A 15559-nucleotide genomic window follows, 5' to 3' on the forward strand; every position below is an offset into this window, starting at 1 on the left:
GCCTTTCATTCTTTCCGAGCCTTTGCTCGTTGACCCATGCAGACCGTGGATTATATTTGCGTATATGCAACTATTATTTACTGAGTTATAGTTGCGCCTATGCGAACATTAGCCCCAGCCGACGATTCTCTCAGCCATCGCCTTATCGCCGCCATCATGCCGCTGATGAAGGGCAGCCAGGCGGAGGTGATGTCGGCCACCGCGGAATTCGAGCTCACCATGACCCAGCTGCGCATGCTGTTCGTGCTGGAGCATGCCGGGCGCGACATGGCCGTCAACGAGCTGGCCGAACAGGTCGGTGTGTCGATGGCGGCCACCGGGCGCGCGGTGGATATCGTCGTTCGCACCGGCCTGCTGTCGCGGCGCGAGGATGACAGCGACCGCCGCATCAAGCGCATTGGCCTGACCGAGTCCGGGCGTGACGCGATCGTGCAGATTGGCCTGGCGCGTCGTCGAGCGGTCGAAGCGTTCGTGGCCAAGCTCGATCCGGATGAGCGTGCCGCACTCGATGCGGCCGTCGCTACGCTCGGCGAACTGACCGCACGGCACCTGCCTCTGCCCGGCGGCATCCACGCCCCCTCGTCGTGCGCCGCGACGCCTTCCAAAGCTTCCCAGTGAATAAGCCCATGCCGAACCCCCAAACTCCTGCTGCAGCCACGCTCGATCCACGCCTGCTTCGCATCGCGGCGGTGGTGATTCTCGGCACCTTTATGTCGATCCTCGATACGACCATCGTCAATGTCGCGATCAAGGATTTGTCGAAAAGCTTCAGCGCGCCCCTGGCGACGATGCAGTGGATTTCGACCGGTTACATGCTGGCGCTGGCCACGGTGATTCCACTGACCGGCTGGGCCGCCGATCGCTTCGGCACCAAGCGCCTGTACATGGCGTCGATCGGCATGTTTCTGCTGGGCTCGGCGCTGTCCGGCGCGGCGTGGTCGGCCGGCTCGCTGATCGTCTTTCGCGTGCTGCAGGGCCTGGGCGGCGGCATGATCATGCCGGCCGGCATGACGATTCTGACCCATGCGGCCGGGCCGAAGCGGATGGGCCGGGTGATGGGTATCGTCGGGGTGCCGATGCTGCTGGCGCCGATCGTCGGGCCGATTCTCGGCGGCTGGCTGGTGGACGACGTGTCGTGGCGCTGGATCTTTTTCGTCAACCTGCCGATCGGCGCGATTGCGCTGTTCGCTGCCTTGCGCGTGTTCGAGCGCGACGACCCGAAGCCGCACCATGCGCTGGATTGGCCCGGCCTGCTGATGCTGTCGCCGGGGCTTGCGATCTTTGTCTACGGGTTGGCGGAAACCGCGGCCGGCTCGGGTCTGGATTCGGTCGGCGGCGGCGGAGCGGTGCTGCTCGGGCTGTTGCTGGTCATCGCCTTCGTGCTGCATGCGCGCGTGCGCCAGGGCGCGCTGATCGACGTGAAGATGTTCGCGCAGCGCGCCGTGGGTGCGCCGGCGCTCACCGTGTTTCTTTTCTGCACGGCGTTCTTCGGCGTGGCGCTGCTGATGCCGCTGTATTTTCAGGTGGTGCGCGGCGACTCCGCCCTGCGCGCTGGCCTGCTGCTGGCGGCACAAGGAATTGGCGCGATGATCTCGATGCCGATCGCCGCGCGCCTGACCGACAAGCTCGGCGCGCGTCGGGTCGTGACGGTGGGTTTGTCGCTGGTGGCGCTGGGCATGTTGAGCCTCAGCCGGATCTCGGCCACCACCACGCTGCTGCAGGTCGAGCTGACGCTGTTCCTGATGGGCCTGGGCATGGGCTCGACCATGATGCCGGCGATGAGCGCCGCGCTGTCCTCGATCGAGCGCCATGCGGTGGCGCGCGTCACCGCCGGGCTCAACGTGCTGCAGCGGGTCGGGGGTTCGATCGGCACGGCGCTGCTGGCGGTGGTGTTGTCGCACGAGCTGGCCGCGGCCATGCCGCCAGGTGCGGGCGCGACGACGCTTCATACCGGCGAAGCGGCTCCGGCCGTCGCTGCCGCCCGGGCGGTTCCCGCGCTGGGTGCCGCATTCGGTCACACCTTTACGTGGTCGCTGGTGCTGGTGGTGTGCGCGCTGGCTGCCGCGTTCTTTATTCGCCGCCGCCATGTGGATGTGACGGCGCCCGGCGCCGCGCATGTGATCGTCGAATAGTTGCCCGCGCTATCGGCCCTCTGAACCTTATGCCGGGACAGACGGCATAAGGTTCAAAGCTATCCATGCAGCCGTCCCGGGCCAGCCAGTTGCCACGACTGGCCTTCTTGCAACTGGATTTCGCGATTTTCCGCAGCACGGCGGGAAGGCGGCTTCTTGCGTGGCGCCAGGGCACATTCCAGGCCCCCGCTCATGCACGACCATAAAACCCGAGCATAAAAAAACCCGCAGAGGGGAGTCTGCGGGTTCGGGGGTTCCATCTGAGTGCGGGCTATCGGAGGGGAGCCAATGCCACGCGGTGGGAGGAATGTCTCACGACATGGGGTTAATGTACTCGGTGGTTCGTTAATGAAGTGTGACCAGAAACGAGGCAATTCACCGATTTTTGCAAATCGGTTGGAACTAACCCGGATCGGCCTCGTTCGCCGCCACGGCCAGCCCCGAGACCACGCCAAGCGAGGGGTCGCCCTGGACCAGCGGGATCTCCGGGAAGCAGGACTGCACATGGTCGCGGATCTGCGGTGAACGCGAAGTGCCACCAGTCAGAAAGAGGCTGGCCGGCAGCTGGGCAAGGTCGCCACGCACGATCGTGAGGGTGCGTTCCATCTGCAGCAGGAAGCTGTCGATGGCGGCATGAAAGTCGTCGCGGCCGAGTTCGACCGCGAGGCCGGGCTCGAGGAAATCCAATTCGGCGCGAAAGCCGGCCGATGCGCTCAGCGTGATCTTGCTGCGCTCGGCGAGCTGGTTGAGTCGGGTGGTGGCACCGGCCTCCTGTAAGGCGCGCAGGCGCGAGCCGTAAGGCTCGTCGACGAGGCGATAATCCTGCTGGCGAAATTCACGCTGCTTGGGCAGGTTGTGCACGCTGGCCGCGTCGACATAGCGATGCGCCGGCATGCTGATGATGTCCTTGCCCAGCTGCGGCATGAAACTGTGCAGGCTCACATTGACATCCAGATCGGTGCCGCCCTTGGGCAAGCCCCAGCTGCGTACGATGTGGGGCGCTTCGTCGCCGCCGAGCTGTGCGTGGGCCACGTCGGTCGTGCCGCCGCCGATATCGACCACCAGCACGTGCTGACGCTGCGCCAGGCTCTTGTGATAATGCATGGCCGCGGCGGCGGGCTCTTCCAGAAAGCTCACGCTGTCGAAGCCGGCCGCGGCCGCCGCCTCGCGCAGAATCTCGATCGCCTGCAGCGAACCCTGCGCACCCATCGAACTGCGAAACTCCACTGGCCGGCCGATCACCGCGCCGCGCACCGGCGTGCCGAACTGCTGGCTGGCGCTGAGCCGAATGTGTTCGATGATGTGCGTGGCGATATGCACGATGACCTTGCGCACCTGCGGATCGAGTCGATAACCGAACATCGACTTGGGCGATTCGATCAGGTTGCCGCCGCCGCTTTCCAGATAACCCTCGACGGCGGCTTCGCCGAACAGCGCGTGCTGAAAACTGGCGACGGATGCGGTGGCGTTGCGCGTTTGTTCTTCCATCCACTGCCGCCGCACCACGCGCAGCGCTTCGCTGCGCAGCTCATGCTCGCTGCGCGCCACCGGCGCTTGTCCGCGCGCGCTCGCGGCGGTTGCCAGCTGACGCTGCTGCTGTCGGGCCAGGCGCAGCTGGTTTTCGAGCTGCGCTTCGAGCGCAGGCGTCAGGGTGAAGTCGCTGGGGTCGGGCACCAGCTCGGGGAAAAACACCGCCGTACGAAACTGCTCGGCGTCGCCGAAGCGCACGAGCTTGAGTTCGCCGTCGATGATGGCGGCCGCGGCCGAATAGCTGGTGCCGAAATCGATACCGATATGCATGGGTCACGCTGTCGCTGGATGGCAACCCGGCATTATGAGGGTTGCGCCGGCGACGGCCCATGACCACGAACGTTCGGCACGGCCGCGCTCGACCGCACCTGCCGGTGAAAAGCGCCTCAGGCCAGCGGCTCCAGATGCGGCTGCAGTACCTGCGTGATCCAGGCCATGAAAGCCTGCACGCGTCGGGGCAGGTTGCGGCGGTTGGCGTAGAGCAGCGACACCGGCATCGGTTCGGCGCGGCAATCCGGCATCACTTCCACCAGCCGTCCGGCGTCGATCAGCGGCTGCAGGCCGGCCGCGGGCGCCTGGATCAATCCCAGTCCCGCGATGCACGCGGCGGTGTACGAGTCGCTGTTGTTGACCGTGATGCTGCCCGCCATCGGAAGGCTGGCGTAGCCGCCGCCCTCGGGATATTCCCAGCCGGGCGAGCGCGCGCCCAGGGTGGACACATAATGGACGAGCTGGTGCGTCGCGAGGTCGTCCAGCGTCCGCGGCGTGCCATGGCGTTCGAGATACGCGGGGCTGGCGCAGTTGATGATGCGGAACGCGCCCAGCGGCCGCGCCACCAGGCTGCTGTCGACCAGCGGTCCCACGCGCAGCACGCAGTCGAACCCTTCGCGCACCAGGTCCACCAGTCGATCGGTGCTGCTCAGCTCCAGCTCGATCCGCGGATGCGCCTGCATGAAATCCGCCAGCTGCGGCAGCACGAAAAGCCGCGCCACGCCACCGGACATGTCCACGCGCAGCCGGCCGCGCAGCGATTGTTCGCCCTGCTGGAACATCGACTGCAGCTCGTCCACATCGGTGAGCAGGTCTTTGCTGCGTTCATAGAATGCCTGGCCGTCGTGCGTCATCTGCACCCTGCGCGTGGTCCGGTGCAGCAGCCGCGTGCCCAGGGTGGCCTCGAGTTGCTGCACGGCGTTCGAGGCGCTGGCTTTGGGAATGCCCAGGCTGTCGGCGGCGCGGGTAAAGCTGGCCAGTTCGGCCACCCGGATAAAGATCTGCATGGCTTCGAGCGGGTTCATGTGGCGTGGCTTTCCCAGCGGCCTGGCTTATTGATCGATTTATTTGAACATATAAATCGAATGGCGACGATTTATCCGCACTATCTCAACCAATAGAGTGTGCTTACCGAATCCTTCCTGCCATCTCAAGGAGTTACCCATGAGCACACCATCCATCGCCATTATTACCGGCGGCAGCCGCGGCCTGGGCAAGAGCACCGCCTTGAAACTGGCCGAGCAGGGGACGGACGTCATCCTGACCTACCGCAGCGGCCACGACGAGGCCGTCGCGGTCGTCGCCGCCATCGAAAAACTGGGCCGCAAGGCCGTGGCTCTGCCGCTGGATGTCGGCAAGAGCGCCACCTTCGACGATTTTGCCGCCACGGTTCGCGACGCGCTGAGCAAGACCTGGCAGCGCGAGAGCTTCAACTTTCTGGTCAACAACGCGGGCACCGGCCTGCAGGCCAGCATCGTCGAGACCACCGAGGCGGACTTCGATGAACTCGTCAACGTCCACTTCAAGGGCGTGTTCTTTCTCACCCAGAAGCTGCTGCCGCTGATGGCTGACGGCGGGCGCATCGTGAACATTTCCAGCGGGCTGGCGCGCTTCGCGTTGCCCGGCTCTTCCGCCTATGCGGCGGTGAAAGGCGCGGTTGAAGTGCTTACGCGCTATCAGGCAAGAGAGCTCGGTTCGCGTGGCATCGCGGTAAACACCGTGGCACCGGGTGCGATCGAAACCGACTTCCGGGGCGGTGCCGTACGCGACAACCCCGAGATGAAAAAAATGATTGCGTCGATGACGGCGCTCGGCCGCACCGGCTTGCCCGACGACATCGGCGGCGTGATCGCCTCGCTGCTGCTGCCGGCCAATGGCTGGATCAACGCCCAGCGCATTGAAGCCTCCGGTGGCACGCTTATCTAGTTATAGCGGTTCGATGAAGAAGCCAGTGCACGAGATGCACTGGCTTCTGTCGATATAGGCCACGGCGAACGGTCCGCCTACTCAAGCCAGCCGCACACCGTGCTTGGGAAGAATCACCTGCGTGACCACGAAGCGGTGTTCCTTGATCGCGTCGTGGAATTTCCGGTAGTCGGATTGTTCGAAGGCTTCCGACCACACCGGCTTTTTGTCGCCATCGCCATCGTCGTCGACGATGCCGGTGGCCTGGTCTTTCCACGAACCGGGGCCTTTGCCGATGTAAGGCGTCACCGTTTCGGCGAAGCCGGGCACCTGGCCTTCGGCGAGGGCTGCGCACAGTACGTCCAGTCGTTTGATCGGATCGTCATCGCGATTGGAGGTCAGCAGTGAAGCGAGTGCCGCCTTGGTTTCTTCGGACAGTCCTTCCTCCTGCGCGAATGCCGTGTTGCCGCGGCGAAATCCCTTGATGGCCCGATACGCCATATCTGCCGCTTCCATAAAAATCGGCAGGTTGTCGCGCTGGAAGGTCAGGCCGTGGCCGTTCTGGTACTGCCATTTGGCCCAGGGCTGGTCGGGGAAATGCAGCGCTGCGCCGTGGCCGAGCTTGACCACGTGATCGAGAAAATCGGACTGCGCCGTGTGCACTGCATCGCTGGCCATATGCTTCAGTTTTTCGAGCCATGCTTCGTGCGAGTAATCCTCGCTCGTCAGCGACGTCACCACATTGTGGTCGCTGATGGTGCCGGTAAAGTTCTGGTGCGCCCAGGTGTCGACGTAAACATGCAGGGTTACGCCCAGGCGGTGCAGCGCATTCTCGGCGCCGCGGTTGTCGATGGCGTGCGCGACCATGTCGCGTGCTATCGCGCTGTCGGGTTTGCAGATGGATTTATCTTCCAGCGTGCTGCCTTTGCCGGCCGGCAGGAAGTGGAAAGGCGCCCAGATGCGCTTGTCGCTGGTGTTGCTGATATTCATGTAATCGAACATCTTGTGCGCACTGGCAAAGCGCTCGTAGCTCTCGCCGCCGGCGAATTCCAGCGTGCCGCTGACCGTGGCGTCATCCACGTACTGGCAGCAGTGCGCCACGATCCGGGCGTCCGACTTTTCGAGTCCGGCGAGGCGGCTGACGAGATAGATCACGCCGTAGTGGAAATCGATATTCACCGGATGGCCTTTTTTCGGGTTTTTCGAAGCGGCAGCGCACTGGCCCCGCGCGGAGATGCTGTCTGGACCAGTCTTGTACGCAATGCCTCCAGCGTGGCTGAAAGCGCTGGCGGCGTCTGGCGACGGCTGGAGCGATAAAGCTAGCAATTTGGCAGTGTAATGCGAAGCCCGCCGCTCTGGCTTAAGTGCTTGGCGGTATAGGCCAATGCCGACAGGCAAATCGCGCCCAGTGGCGAAATGGGAAAGTCTGGTGACATTTGGCCTTCCATTTATGGCCGAACATCTGCAAGACATGACCCGTACGTTATGGCTCGGCGTTCGATTGAACGACGAGCACTGTCATGCGTTCTTCACTGGCGCGAGATCAACTTACGCATCCATCCGCAGGAGAATGCCCCATGACCGGTTCCACGCCCCAGACGCACACCCGCACCGTCGATGGCACTACGTACACCGTGGAAACATCGCAGCATGAGCGCGGCATCTCGATCGTCGTTACCGTGCCCGGCGTCGGGCCGGAAGAAGAGAACGACCGCACCTATGCCTCGATCGATGAAGCGCTGGCCGCGGGCGACGAGATCGCGCGTTCGCTGATTCGGCGCAAGAGTCACACCCGTTAGATCATGCAAAACCGCGCAAGAGGTCTCCGATGAGTAATGCATCCGGTTACAAGATCTACCCTTCGTGTCAGCTCCAGTCGTCCAGCGATGGAAGTTTCGTTTACGAAGCGACGTACACCATCGAGGACAAGAATGGGCTGCGCGGTGAACCGATCAAGGTCGTCGGCACTTTCCAGTCGGCCGACGAAGCGATCGCCGCCGCGCAGGCCGCCGGCGAAAAGCTGCTCTCGCAGATGCACTAGGCGGCGCGTTCGCCGCGCCACGCCGTTGTGGGATTGGGCGCCTTATTTCAGCCGCTTCGGTGGTGCAGGCCAAGCCAGCTCCGCGACTACCGGAAAATGATCGGACGGGTAATGACCGCCCTGCTGCGAGGTGATGGTTTGCACCGTCAGCGCGCGAAAGCCGCGGTAGAGAATCCAGTCGATACGCTGATCGGGTATGCCGGTGAAGTCGTGGAAGGTCTTTTCCGGCCCGCTGCGCCTGTCCGCCTTTAGCCATGCATCGTCCAGCAGGGATGTGAGGATCGCATGGTCGGGCTGGTCGGGGGAGCTGTTGAAATCGCCAGTCAGTACGATAGGCAGTTGGGGCGGGAGCGCATCGAGACGCGCCAGGAGTTCCTTTGCCGAGCGCGTGCGCGCCGGCTCATCCTGATCGCGATGTGGGAAATGCGTGTTGCAGTAGTAGAAGCGCCGACCGTCAGCTTTGGTTTCGAAGATCGCCCACGTCACCATGCGCGGAAGGTCGTTGCCCCACGTCATGCTGCCGGGTTTGTCTGGCGTATCGGATAGCCAGTAATTGCCCGACTCGATCACGCGCAGACGATCGGTGCGATAAAACACGCCCATGTGCTCGTCGCCATCATCACCTTGGCGGCCGATACCGAACCAGACGTATTGCGGCAGCTTGCTGACGATGTAATCGCCCTGGAATTTGTTGAGCTCCTGCGTACCCAACACGTCGGGACGCTGCTCGCCGATAGTGTGCACCATGAGGTCGCGGCGGTGGTTCCAGTCGTTCGGGCCATCGTTGGCGACGCCGGTGCGCACGTTAAAGGTCATCACGCGCAGGGTCTGTGCAGCGAGCGCTGCGGTGTTCAGCGCGGTACATGCAACCATCGCGGTGACGAGAAGTAGGCGGGCTACACGCATTTTCGAAAGATTCATCCAACAAGAGGCGATGAAGTATTGCAGCGAAGGTGACAGACAATCCAGAAGCTGGCCATCCCTCTGCGGGTCGAACAACGCGTCGCCTGCCTGGGATCAGCGTGAGGCGGTGTCCCTCGCTGCGTCGGATGCTTTCGATGCGCTGAGAATATCGCCGCCGTGCTTGATCTGTACCAGTGCTGCGGTCGAAAGTCCGCTGATCGTGGGCGCTGGCATGGCAAAAGTTTTGGCGTGCCCATCCCACGTACCAAGATTGACCAACTCGCGCACCACGTTGCGATGGGGCAGCGTGCGGCCGCCGTTTTCGCCGGCACGAATGGCCACGTCGATCGTGCGCGGATCGTAGCGGACCAGCCACACGTCGGTCGGCGCGGCAGGCTTGCCCGCGCCAACCTGCAGCTGGCCATTTGCCCAGGACAGCGACGGACCTTGTGTATGCGCATGGGCAATGACCTGATCGAGCTGCGCGCGATCGCTGCCTACGATGGCCGTTTGCCCGCTCACGATCACCTGCGGCGTGTAGACGCCATCCTGCTTCTGGTAATGCGAATAGTCGTACTGCCGGTTGGTGAACGCCTCGCTGGCAAAGGTGTCCTTCCAGCCGAGGTTGTCCCAATACGTCACCGCAAACGAGAGTGCGAGAATATTCGGCTGCCCGGCGATCGCATTGAGGTTGGCCTCGGCGGGCGGGCACGACGAGCAGCCCTGGCTCTGGAACAGCTCCACCACGACCGGCGACGCGATCGCTGGGGGCTCCTGGCCATAGCTGATCTCGCTGAAAGACATCAGCGCAAGCGCGCCAAGCAGGACCTTGGCGGGCAGTCGAATGAACGTGTTCATGGCAGGCTCCGACCGACACGGCGGGTGGGATGAGTGCAGCAATGCGTGTCGTTACCGAGGTTCTTCGCCGAGACGGCGGGGAAAGTTACCTCGGCATATCCGGCGATACGCCATAAGCTCTGCGCTCAACCGATGTCTGGCCAGTGAACCGCCGGCAGCTCCTCGAATCCGGGGTGGGCGAACAGGAAGCCTTGAAACAGATAGATGCCCATCGACTGCAGCACCTGCAGCTCGCCGATCTGCTCGATGCCTTCGGCAATCACCTCGACGCCCAGCGTACGGCAAATATCGAGCAGGCCCCGAACAATGGTCTGGCGGACGTGGTCCTTGTCGATATTGCGAAGGAGTGCCATGTCCAGCTTGATGATGTCAGGCTGGAATTCGGACAGCAGATTGAGTCCGGCATAGCCCGCCCCGAAATCGTCGAAGGCGGTCTTGAAGCCTTGCCGCTGGTATTCCAGCACGATGTTCTTCAAATGCGCCTGATCGGGTCGCTCGTTTTCGGTGATCTCGAAAATCAGCCGGTCCGTGGGGAAATGGCAGCGCTCTGCTGCCGCCAGCGTAGCGCGAATGCAGGTGCTCGCCTGATACACCGCATTCGGTAGAAAGTTGATGCTCAGGAAACAGCTCATACCGAGCTTCGAAGCCATCTCCACGGCGGTCACCCGACAGGCCTGGTCGAAGGTATAGCGGTTGCGATCGGTTACCTGAGCGAGAATGCTGGCAGCGCTGCTGCCGTCGATACCGCGGATCAGGCTTTCATAGGCATAGACGCTGCGATCCCGAAAGTCGACGATCGGCTGAAACGCCATGGTGAATTCGAAGCCGAGCGGTTCCTGTTCGCGACACAGAGAGCAGGGCCTTACTTCGTTTGGAGCTGACATGCGTCTGCCTCCCAATGCCACTGCGCTGATATCTTTCCGCGCCAGCCAAGGCAACAGTAAACGAAGTCCATGGCGACGACGTGTGAAAATCGTTTCGAATCCCCAACTGTGGCGACCGTCAGCATAGTCTGTTGTATGAACCGATGCACCCTCGCCGGCAGCGTTGTTATATGACTATCGAACGCCCGCCAGCTGCGATCGAAGCCCGCGCCACGTCGGCATCGGCGCTTCCTTCAGGCGCCGGCCTATGGCTCTCGGGAATAGGGCGGGTGTAAAGCTGCAATCGCGTGCTGGCGGCGCATCACGACTTGGGCTTTTTGTTCGGGACGTTTTGCGGCTCGTGCGGCGTCCTCGCGTCGGGCTTGTCGCTTTTTTTAGCTGTCTTGGGTTGCTCCTCCGCATACCCGGAGTTCTTTGGCGGCTGCTTGGACGGTTTATCGCTCATGTGGCATCTCCCTCGGAGGCAGGTCTCGATTCTTCGACGATGCGAGTGATGATGAGGTCATGGCCGGCCCGCCGCGTTTGGACGTCCGCGGCGTGGCATACTCGGGCCACACAGGTTGACCGGCGAATTGCACCCGATGATCCCTCTCGACGCTGGCGCCGACCTTGCTGGCGAGGCGCCAGCGCAGCCTCGACGCCATCTGGGCATTCGCCATGGCATCGCCATGTGTGCCGGTATGGTGATCGGCTCGGGCATCTTCAAATCCACGCCGATGGTGGCTGCCAGCATCAGTTCGCCAATCGGGCTTTTTCTGGTTTGGCTGATCGGCGGCGTGCTGTCGTTCTGCGGTACGCTGTGTTTTGCCGAAATGGCGGCGGCGTTTCCGGATGCGGGCGGCGACTACCATTTTCTGTACAAGGCCTACGGACGCAAGCTGGCGTTTCTGTTTGCATGGTCGCGCTTTGCCGTGATCCACACCGGCTTTATCGCTATCCTCGCCTACGTGTTCGCCGACTACGTCAACGAGGCACTGCCGCTGGGCGAGCACGGCACCGGCTTTCTGGCGGTCGGCACGATCGTATTGCTGTGCGTGATCAATCTGCGCGGCGTGCGCACCGGCATGGGTGCGCAGACCGGTTTTGTGGCCATCGTGGTGTGCGGCATGCTGGCGCTGGGTGCGGCCGGCGTATGGATGGCTATTCACGGCATGCCGCCGCTCAACGATGCGCCGGTGCCGCCATCGACTGCCTACGGTACAGCGATGATTTTCGTGATGCTGGCCTACGGCGGCTGGAGCGACGCGGCGACGTTGTCCGCCGAGCTGCGTGCCGGGCCGCGCGGCATCGTGATGACCCTGATCGGCGGTATGTCGCTGGTTACCGTGCTGTACACGCTGGTCAACTGGGCCTATGTGCGTTGCCTGGGTCACGCGGGCCTGGCTGCCAGCAATGCGCCGGCGGCGACGGCGATGTATCTGGCTTTCGGTCGCACAGGCGAGTGGCTGGTGGTGGGCGCGGTGGCGGTCACCTCGATCGCGGTGATCAATGCGCTGCTGATTGCGGGCGCACGCACCACCTATGCGGTCGCGCGAGACAGCGGCCTGCTCGGTTCGGTGGGGCAATGGGATGGCGCACGCGGCATACCCGCTGCGGCTCTGCTGACCATCGGCGGCGTGGCGCTGGTGGAGGCGGCAGTGGCGGGACTGACTCATGGCGCCTTCGCTACTCTGGTCGACTTTGTCTCGCCGGTGTACTGGTTTTTTCTGGTACTCAGCGGCGCAGCCGTGATCGTGCTGCGTGTGCGTTTTCCCGACGCGCCGCGGCCGTTCCGGGTGCCGCTGTACCCGTTCCTGCCGATTCTTTTTTGTGCGACCAGCGCGTACGTGCTTTACGCCACGCTGGCGTACGTCAAAGCCGGTGCGCTGGTCGGCATCGTGGTGCTGGTACTCGGCACGCTGCTGCTGCCGTGGTTTGGCAAAGCGCGCCAACGCGCAAGCGTGCGTCCCGAAATCAGTGGTTGATCAGCCGCGACGCATGCGGGACATCAGCGCTGCGATCTGGCGCACGGCCGCCTCGGACGCGGCCCGGTTCGGCGTCACGTCGCTATTGTTGAAATTGCCGTTGTCGCCAAACGCCTGAATCAGTAGCCCGTCACTGCGCGGAACCATGCTGACGTGCTCTGTGTTTACGGCGTAGGTGACTTCCGGCTGCGGAATCAGTCGCGCGGTCTGTCCGCGCACGGGGATGATCGAATCATCGTCGAACAATGCCCGCGCGCCGTAGCCCGTCGCATTGATCAGGGTGCGTTCGGGCAGCTTCAGCAGCTCGCGCGGATGATCGAATTCGCGTACCTCGATCTTGCCGCCGGCGGTCAAGAAGTCCGACATCAGCATGCGCGCGTAGGTACTGATGTTGAACATCATCGTGGTGTAGCGATGCACGTACGGCTGCGGAAACGGGGTACTGCCGGGTGGCATATCGACCGTGCGCGGGGTCAATTCACGGATGCGGCCGCGCAGGTCGCCGTAGTCCGGCTCGTCGGTGACCTCGGACGGATGCGGCTGGTCGAACGGGGTGTCGGAAAGCGAGTAGCCGTCGATCCATTCGATCGGCCGGCCGGGCAGGCCGAGCAGGCTTTGATACATGGCGTACGACGTGCGCGCCATGTCTTCCCAGCGCGCGCCGAAATCCGGCGCGTGCTGCGCATCGCAGATGCGCGAGTCGGGCGTCCACAGGCCGGACGCACGCATCGAATAGACGTCCGGCGGCAGCGCCTTGGCATAGATGCGCACCGACAGCCCGGCGCGCTGCGCCAGCAGTGCCGAGGTCAGACCCAGCGCACCGCAGCCGATCACGCCGAGCTTGCGCACGCCGGTGTCCTGCGCCAGACGCAGGGCCAGCGCGCTCGATCCCCACGACAACGACCAGCCGCTGCCGCCGTGGCCATAGTTGTGCACGAGCGTTTTTTCACCCAGCCGCTGCGTTTCGATCCGCGGCCCGGCGGCACGAAACGGACGCGTGCAGACGTACACGCCGGTGATGCGATCGGGCTCTGCGCGGATCGGTGCCAGGTGCAGCATGTCCGCCGATGGGGCGGCGCTCGGTGGCGATACCAGCGCACCCGCTTTGGGCGCTGCGAGCAAAGGCTGGCGTGCGCAGGCGGCGAGCCCTGCCGTGGACGCCACCGCCAGCGTGGCGCCGGCGCCGCGCAGAAATTGCCGTCGTTGCATGGATCGATCCCCGAGATGATTGACGAAAAACCAGCGCTGTATCGCAGAATGGGTCGAGCCGACTTTGCTTGTCCGATCGTTATTATCCGACGCTCCTGGCGAAATCAAAGCCATCCTGTGGCATGGTTCTGACGTCGATCCGAAGCCCGCCGTCGCGACAAGGCGTCTACATGGGCCTGTTCCTCGCCCAGCACCGAGTCCTTTTCCATGAAAACGCCGTTTCGATATGTCATCGTTTTTGCATCGCTGCTGCTCGCGCTCAATGCGTCGGCCGCGCAGCCCGATCCGCAGAAAACGCGGCTCTTCATCGACCACGCCTGGGATACGCTGACGCGCTCGATGGACGACTGCTCGGCGTTGCGCGACGGCGATACAGGCACGCGCGCGGCGCTCTATCTACCGGCCGATCTGTTGCCATCGCCCGACCTTGCCGATGTCGTAAGCCATTGTCATGTCCAGGTACGCGTACTGCCTCGGGCGATCGGCAAGCTCGGCGATTTTTCACCGACGGCGCTGCCCGAGCAGGGTCTGCTTTACCTGCCGCATCCATACGTCGTACCAGGCGGCTTCTTCAACGAGATGTATGGCTGGGACAGCTACTTCATCGTGCTTGGTCTGCTTGCCGATCGTCGCGAGGCGATGGCGAAAGGCATGGTCGATAACGCGCTGTTCGAGGTGCAGCACTATGGCGCCGTACTCAACGCCAACCGCACCTATTACCTCACGCGCTCGCAGCCACCGTTTCTCGGCGCCATGATCCGTGCCGTCTTGGACGATCCGGCCAGTTTCAAGACCACCGCGGACGCGAAGTCGTGGCTGGCGCAGGCGTACCCGCTGGCGGTGCGCGACTATTCGACCTGGACGCGCAAAGAGCATCTCGCCGGCACTACCGGCTTGGCCCGCTACTTCGATTACGGTGGCGCTACGCCGGTGCCGGAGCTCGATAGCGAGTACTTGCCCGGGGTGATCCGCTGGCTGCTCGCGCATTCGGCCGATGATCCGGGCTACCTGATCAGGGCCACCAAACATCCGGCTGCGGCGCAGGCTGCACGGCTGAAAAAAACCAGCTGCGACATCCAGGCCTCGACGCTATGCGCCGGGGCCTGGGCCAACGGCTATCGACTCACGGCCGATTTTTATCTCGGCGATCGCGCGATGCGTGAATCGGGTTTCGATACGACCTTTCGCGCCGGGCCTTTCGGCGGCTCCACCCACCGGTACGCGACCGTCGATCTCAACAGTCTGCTCTACCGCTACGAGCGCGATCTGCATGATTTCGCCATCGAACTGGGCAACGACGCCGATGCACGACGCTGGAGCGCTGCTGCCGCTGCGCGCAAAACGGCGATCGATCGCTACCTGTGGCGCGCCGACAAGGGCCTGTACATGGACTACGACTTCGTCGCCGGCCAATCGTCGAACTACCGCTTCGTCACGACCTTCTATCCGCTATGGGCCGGCGTGGCATCGCCGGCGCAGGCCGACGCGCTGCGCAAGAACCTCGGCCTTTTCGAGCGCAGGGGCGGGTTGCAGATGAGCGACCACGACAGCGGTGCGCAGTGGGATGCGCCGTTCGGTTGGGCGCCGACCCATTGGCTCGCGGCGTCGGGCCTCGATGCCTACGGTTTCCACGGTGATGCGCGACGGATTGCCGGCGAATTCACCGGCACCATCGACCGCAGTTTCGCTGACGACGGCACCATCCGCGAGAAATACAACATGGTCAGCGGCAATGCCGACGTAAAAATCAGCGCAGGCTACAAGGACAACGTGATCGGGTTCGGCTGGAGCAACGGGGTATACCTGAAGCTGCAGCAGCTGTTGAGCACGACTCCAGCGGCCGAGGCTTCATCCGCGCGCTGA

Annotated in this window: 15 protein-coding genes; 7 read left to right on the top strand and 8 right to left on the bottom strand. The window is 63.4% G+C overall.

All coding sequences use genetic code 11. From position 1 onward, the window contains the following. Positions 1–156: 156 nt before the first annotated feature. The gene (locus HDE76_RS18120; protein WP_184509624.1) at positions 157–618 is read left to right on the top strand and encodes a MarR family transcriptional regulator; all 462 of its coding nucleotides are present in this window, start codon (positions 157–159) and stop codon (positions 616–618) included. 8 nt (positions 619–626) lie between these two features. After that, positions 627–2132 (top strand): DHA2 family efflux MFS transporter permease subunit, encoded by a 1506-nt coding sequence (locus tag HDE76_RS18125; RefSeq protein WP_221262475.1) that lies wholly within the window; start codon positions 627–629, stop codon positions 2130–2132. Between the two features lie 402 nt (positions 2133–2534). Here HDE76_RS18125 and HDE76_RS18130 read toward each other — a convergent pair whose 3' ends face one another. Next, positions 2535–3932 carry an Hsp70 family protein gene (locus HDE76_RS18130; protein ID WP_184509627.1) on the bottom strand — a complete coding sequence of 466 codons (1398 nt, stop codon included), beginning with the start codon at positions 3930–3932 and terminating at the stop codon, positions 2535–2537. Between the two features lie 116 nt (positions 3933–4048). Then, positions 4049–4957, bottom strand: coding sequence for a LysR family transcriptional regulator (locus HDE76_RS18135; protein ID WP_184509629.1), 909 nt, complete (start codon positions 4955–4957; stop codon positions 4049–4051). A gap of 139 nt (positions 4958–5096) precedes the next feature. Between HDE76_RS18135 and HDE76_RS18140 the strand changes: the two genes are divergently transcribed. Then, positions 5097–5858 (top strand): SDR family oxidoreductase, encoded by a 762-nt coding sequence (locus HDE76_RS18140; protein ID WP_184509631.1) that lies wholly within the window; start codon positions 5097–5099, stop codon positions 5856–5858. Positions 5859–5939: 81 nt separating this feature from the next. Here HDE76_RS18140 and HDE76_RS18145 read toward each other — a convergent pair whose 3' ends face one another. Continuing rightward, on the bottom strand, positions 5940–7016 hold the full coding sequence (locus tag HDE76_RS18145; RefSeq protein ID WP_184509633.1) for a DUF6765 family protein: 1077 nt from the start codon (positions 7014–7016) through the stop codon (positions 5940–5942). Positions 7017–7414: 398 nt separating this feature from the next. Here HDE76_RS18145 and HDE76_RS18150 point away from each other — a divergent pair, with 398 nt between their 5' ends. Together HDE76_RS18150 and HDE76_RS18155 are read left to right on the top strand one after the other, a co-directional pair. Further along, positions 7415–7636 (top strand): hypothetical protein, encoded by a 222-nt coding sequence (locus HDE76_RS18150; RefSeq protein ID WP_184509635.1) that lies wholly within the window; start codon positions 7415–7417, stop codon positions 7634–7636. Positions 7637–7665: 29 nt separating this feature from the next. Beyond that, on the top strand, positions 7666–7878 hold the full coding sequence (locus HDE76_RS18155) for a hypothetical protein (RefSeq protein ID WP_184509637.1): 213 nt from the start codon (positions 7666–7668) through the stop codon (positions 7876–7878). Between the two features lie 42 nt (positions 7879–7920). Here HDE76_RS18155 and HDE76_RS18160 read toward each other — a convergent pair whose 3' ends face one another. From HDE76_RS18160 to HDE76_RS18175, 4 genes are all read right to left on the bottom strand, one after another. Next, positions 7921–8799, bottom strand: a complete 879-nt coding sequence (locus HDE76_RS18160; RefSeq protein ID WP_184509639.1) for an endonuclease/exonuclease/phosphatase family protein — start codon at positions 8797–8799, stop codon at positions 7921–7923. 96 nt (positions 8800–8895) lie between these two features. Beyond that, entirely contained in the window at positions 8896–9639 is a 744-nt protein-coding gene (locus HDE76_RS18165; RefSeq protein WP_184509642.1) for a DUF1223 domain-containing protein, read from the bottom strand. A gap of 125 nt (positions 9640–9764) precedes the next feature. Then, entirely contained in the window at positions 9765–10451 is a 687-nt protein-coding gene (locus HDE76_RS18170; RefSeq protein ID WP_184509752.1) for an EAL domain-containing protein, read from the bottom strand. A gap of 373 nt (positions 10452–10824) precedes the next feature. Next, complete coding sequence (locus tag HDE76_RS18175; protein WP_179481347.1) at positions 10825–10968, bottom strand: hypothetical protein; 144 nt, start codon at positions 10966–10968, stop codon at positions 10825–10827. Positions 10969–11104: 136 nt separating this feature from the next. Here HDE76_RS18175 and HDE76_RS18180 point away from each other — a divergent pair, with 136 nt between their 5' ends. Further along, positions 11105–12487 (top strand): amino acid permease, encoded by a 1383-nt coding sequence (locus tag HDE76_RS18180; RefSeq protein ID WP_221262476.1) that lies wholly within the window; start codon positions 11105–11107, stop codon positions 12485–12487. Here HDE76_RS18180 and HDE76_RS18185 read toward each other — a convergent pair whose 3' ends face one another. Then, entirely contained in the window at positions 12488–13696 is a 1209-nt protein-coding gene (locus HDE76_RS18185) for an FAD-dependent oxidoreductase (RefSeq protein WP_184509644.1), read from the bottom strand. A 207-nt stretch (positions 13697–13903) separates the two neighbouring features. Here HDE76_RS18185 and HDE76_RS18190 point away from each other — a divergent pair, with 207 nt between their 5' ends. Beyond that, complete coding sequence (locus tag HDE76_RS18190) at positions 13904–15559, top strand: trehalase family glycosidase (protein ID WP_184509646.1); 1656 nt, start codon at positions 13904–13906, stop codon at positions 15557–15559.

The organism is Rhodanobacter sp. ANJX3 (assembly GCF_014200755.1).
Taxonomy (GTDB): Bacteria; Pseudomonadota; Gammaproteobacteria; order Xanthomonadales; family Rhodanobacteraceae; genus Rhodanobacter.

Bases quoted from the DNA above. Each gene is read 5' to 3' on its own strand.
- HDE76_RS18135 (WP_184509629.1), bottom strand. From the start codon at position 4,957: ATGAACCCGCTCGAAGCCATGCAGATCTTTATCCGGGTGGCCGAACTG.
- HDE76_RS18180 (WP_221262476.1), top strand. From the start codon at position 11,105: ATGATCCCTCTCGACGCTGGCGCCGACCTTGCTGGCGAGGCGCCAGCG.
- HDE76_RS18125 (WP_221262475.1), top strand. From the start codon at position 627: ATGCCGAACCCCCAAACTCCTGCTGCAGCCACGCTCGATCCACGCCTG.
- HDE76_RS18175 (WP_179481347.1), bottom strand. From the start codon at position 10,968: ATGAGCGATAAACCGTCCAAGCAGCCGCCAAAGAACTCCGGGTATGCG.
- HDE76_RS18130 (WP_184509627.1), bottom strand. From the start codon at position 3,932: ATGCATATCGGTATCGATTTCGGCACCAGCTATTCGGCCGCGGCCGCC.
- HDE76_RS18185 (WP_184509644.1), bottom strand. From the start codon at position 13,696: ATGCAACGACGGCAATTTCTGCGCGGCGCCGGCGCCACGCTGGCGGTG.
- HDE76_RS18190 (WP_184509646.1), top strand. From the start codon at position 13,904: ATGAAAACGCCGTTTCGATATGTCATCGTTTTTGCATCGCTGCTGCTC.
- HDE76_RS18165 (WP_184509642.1), bottom strand. From the start codon at position 9,639: ATGAACACGTTCATTCGACTGCCCGCCAAGGTCCTGCTTGGCGCGCTT.
- HDE76_RS18140 (WP_184509631.1), top strand. From the start codon at position 5,097: ATGAGCACACCATCCATCGCCATTATTACCGGCGGCAGCCGCGGCCTG.
- HDE76_RS18120 (WP_184509624.1), top strand. From the start codon at position 157: ATGCCGCTGATGAAGGGCAGCCAGGCGGAGGTGATGTCGGCCACCGCG.
- HDE76_RS18170 (WP_184509752.1), bottom strand. From the start codon at position 10,451: ATGGCGTTTCAGCCGATCGTCGACTTTCGGGATCGCAGCGTCTATGCC.
- HDE76_RS18160 (WP_184509639.1), bottom strand. From the start codon at position 8,799: ATGAATCTTTCGAAAATGCGTGTAGCCCGCCTACTTCTCGTCACCGCG.
- HDE76_RS18155 (WP_184509637.1), top strand. From the start codon at position 7,666: ATGAGTAATGCATCCGGTTACAAGATCTACCCTTCGTGTCAGCTCCAG.
- HDE76_RS18150 (WP_184509635.1), top strand. From the start codon at position 7,415: ATGACCGGTTCCACGCCCCAGACGCACACCCGCACCGTCGATGGCACT.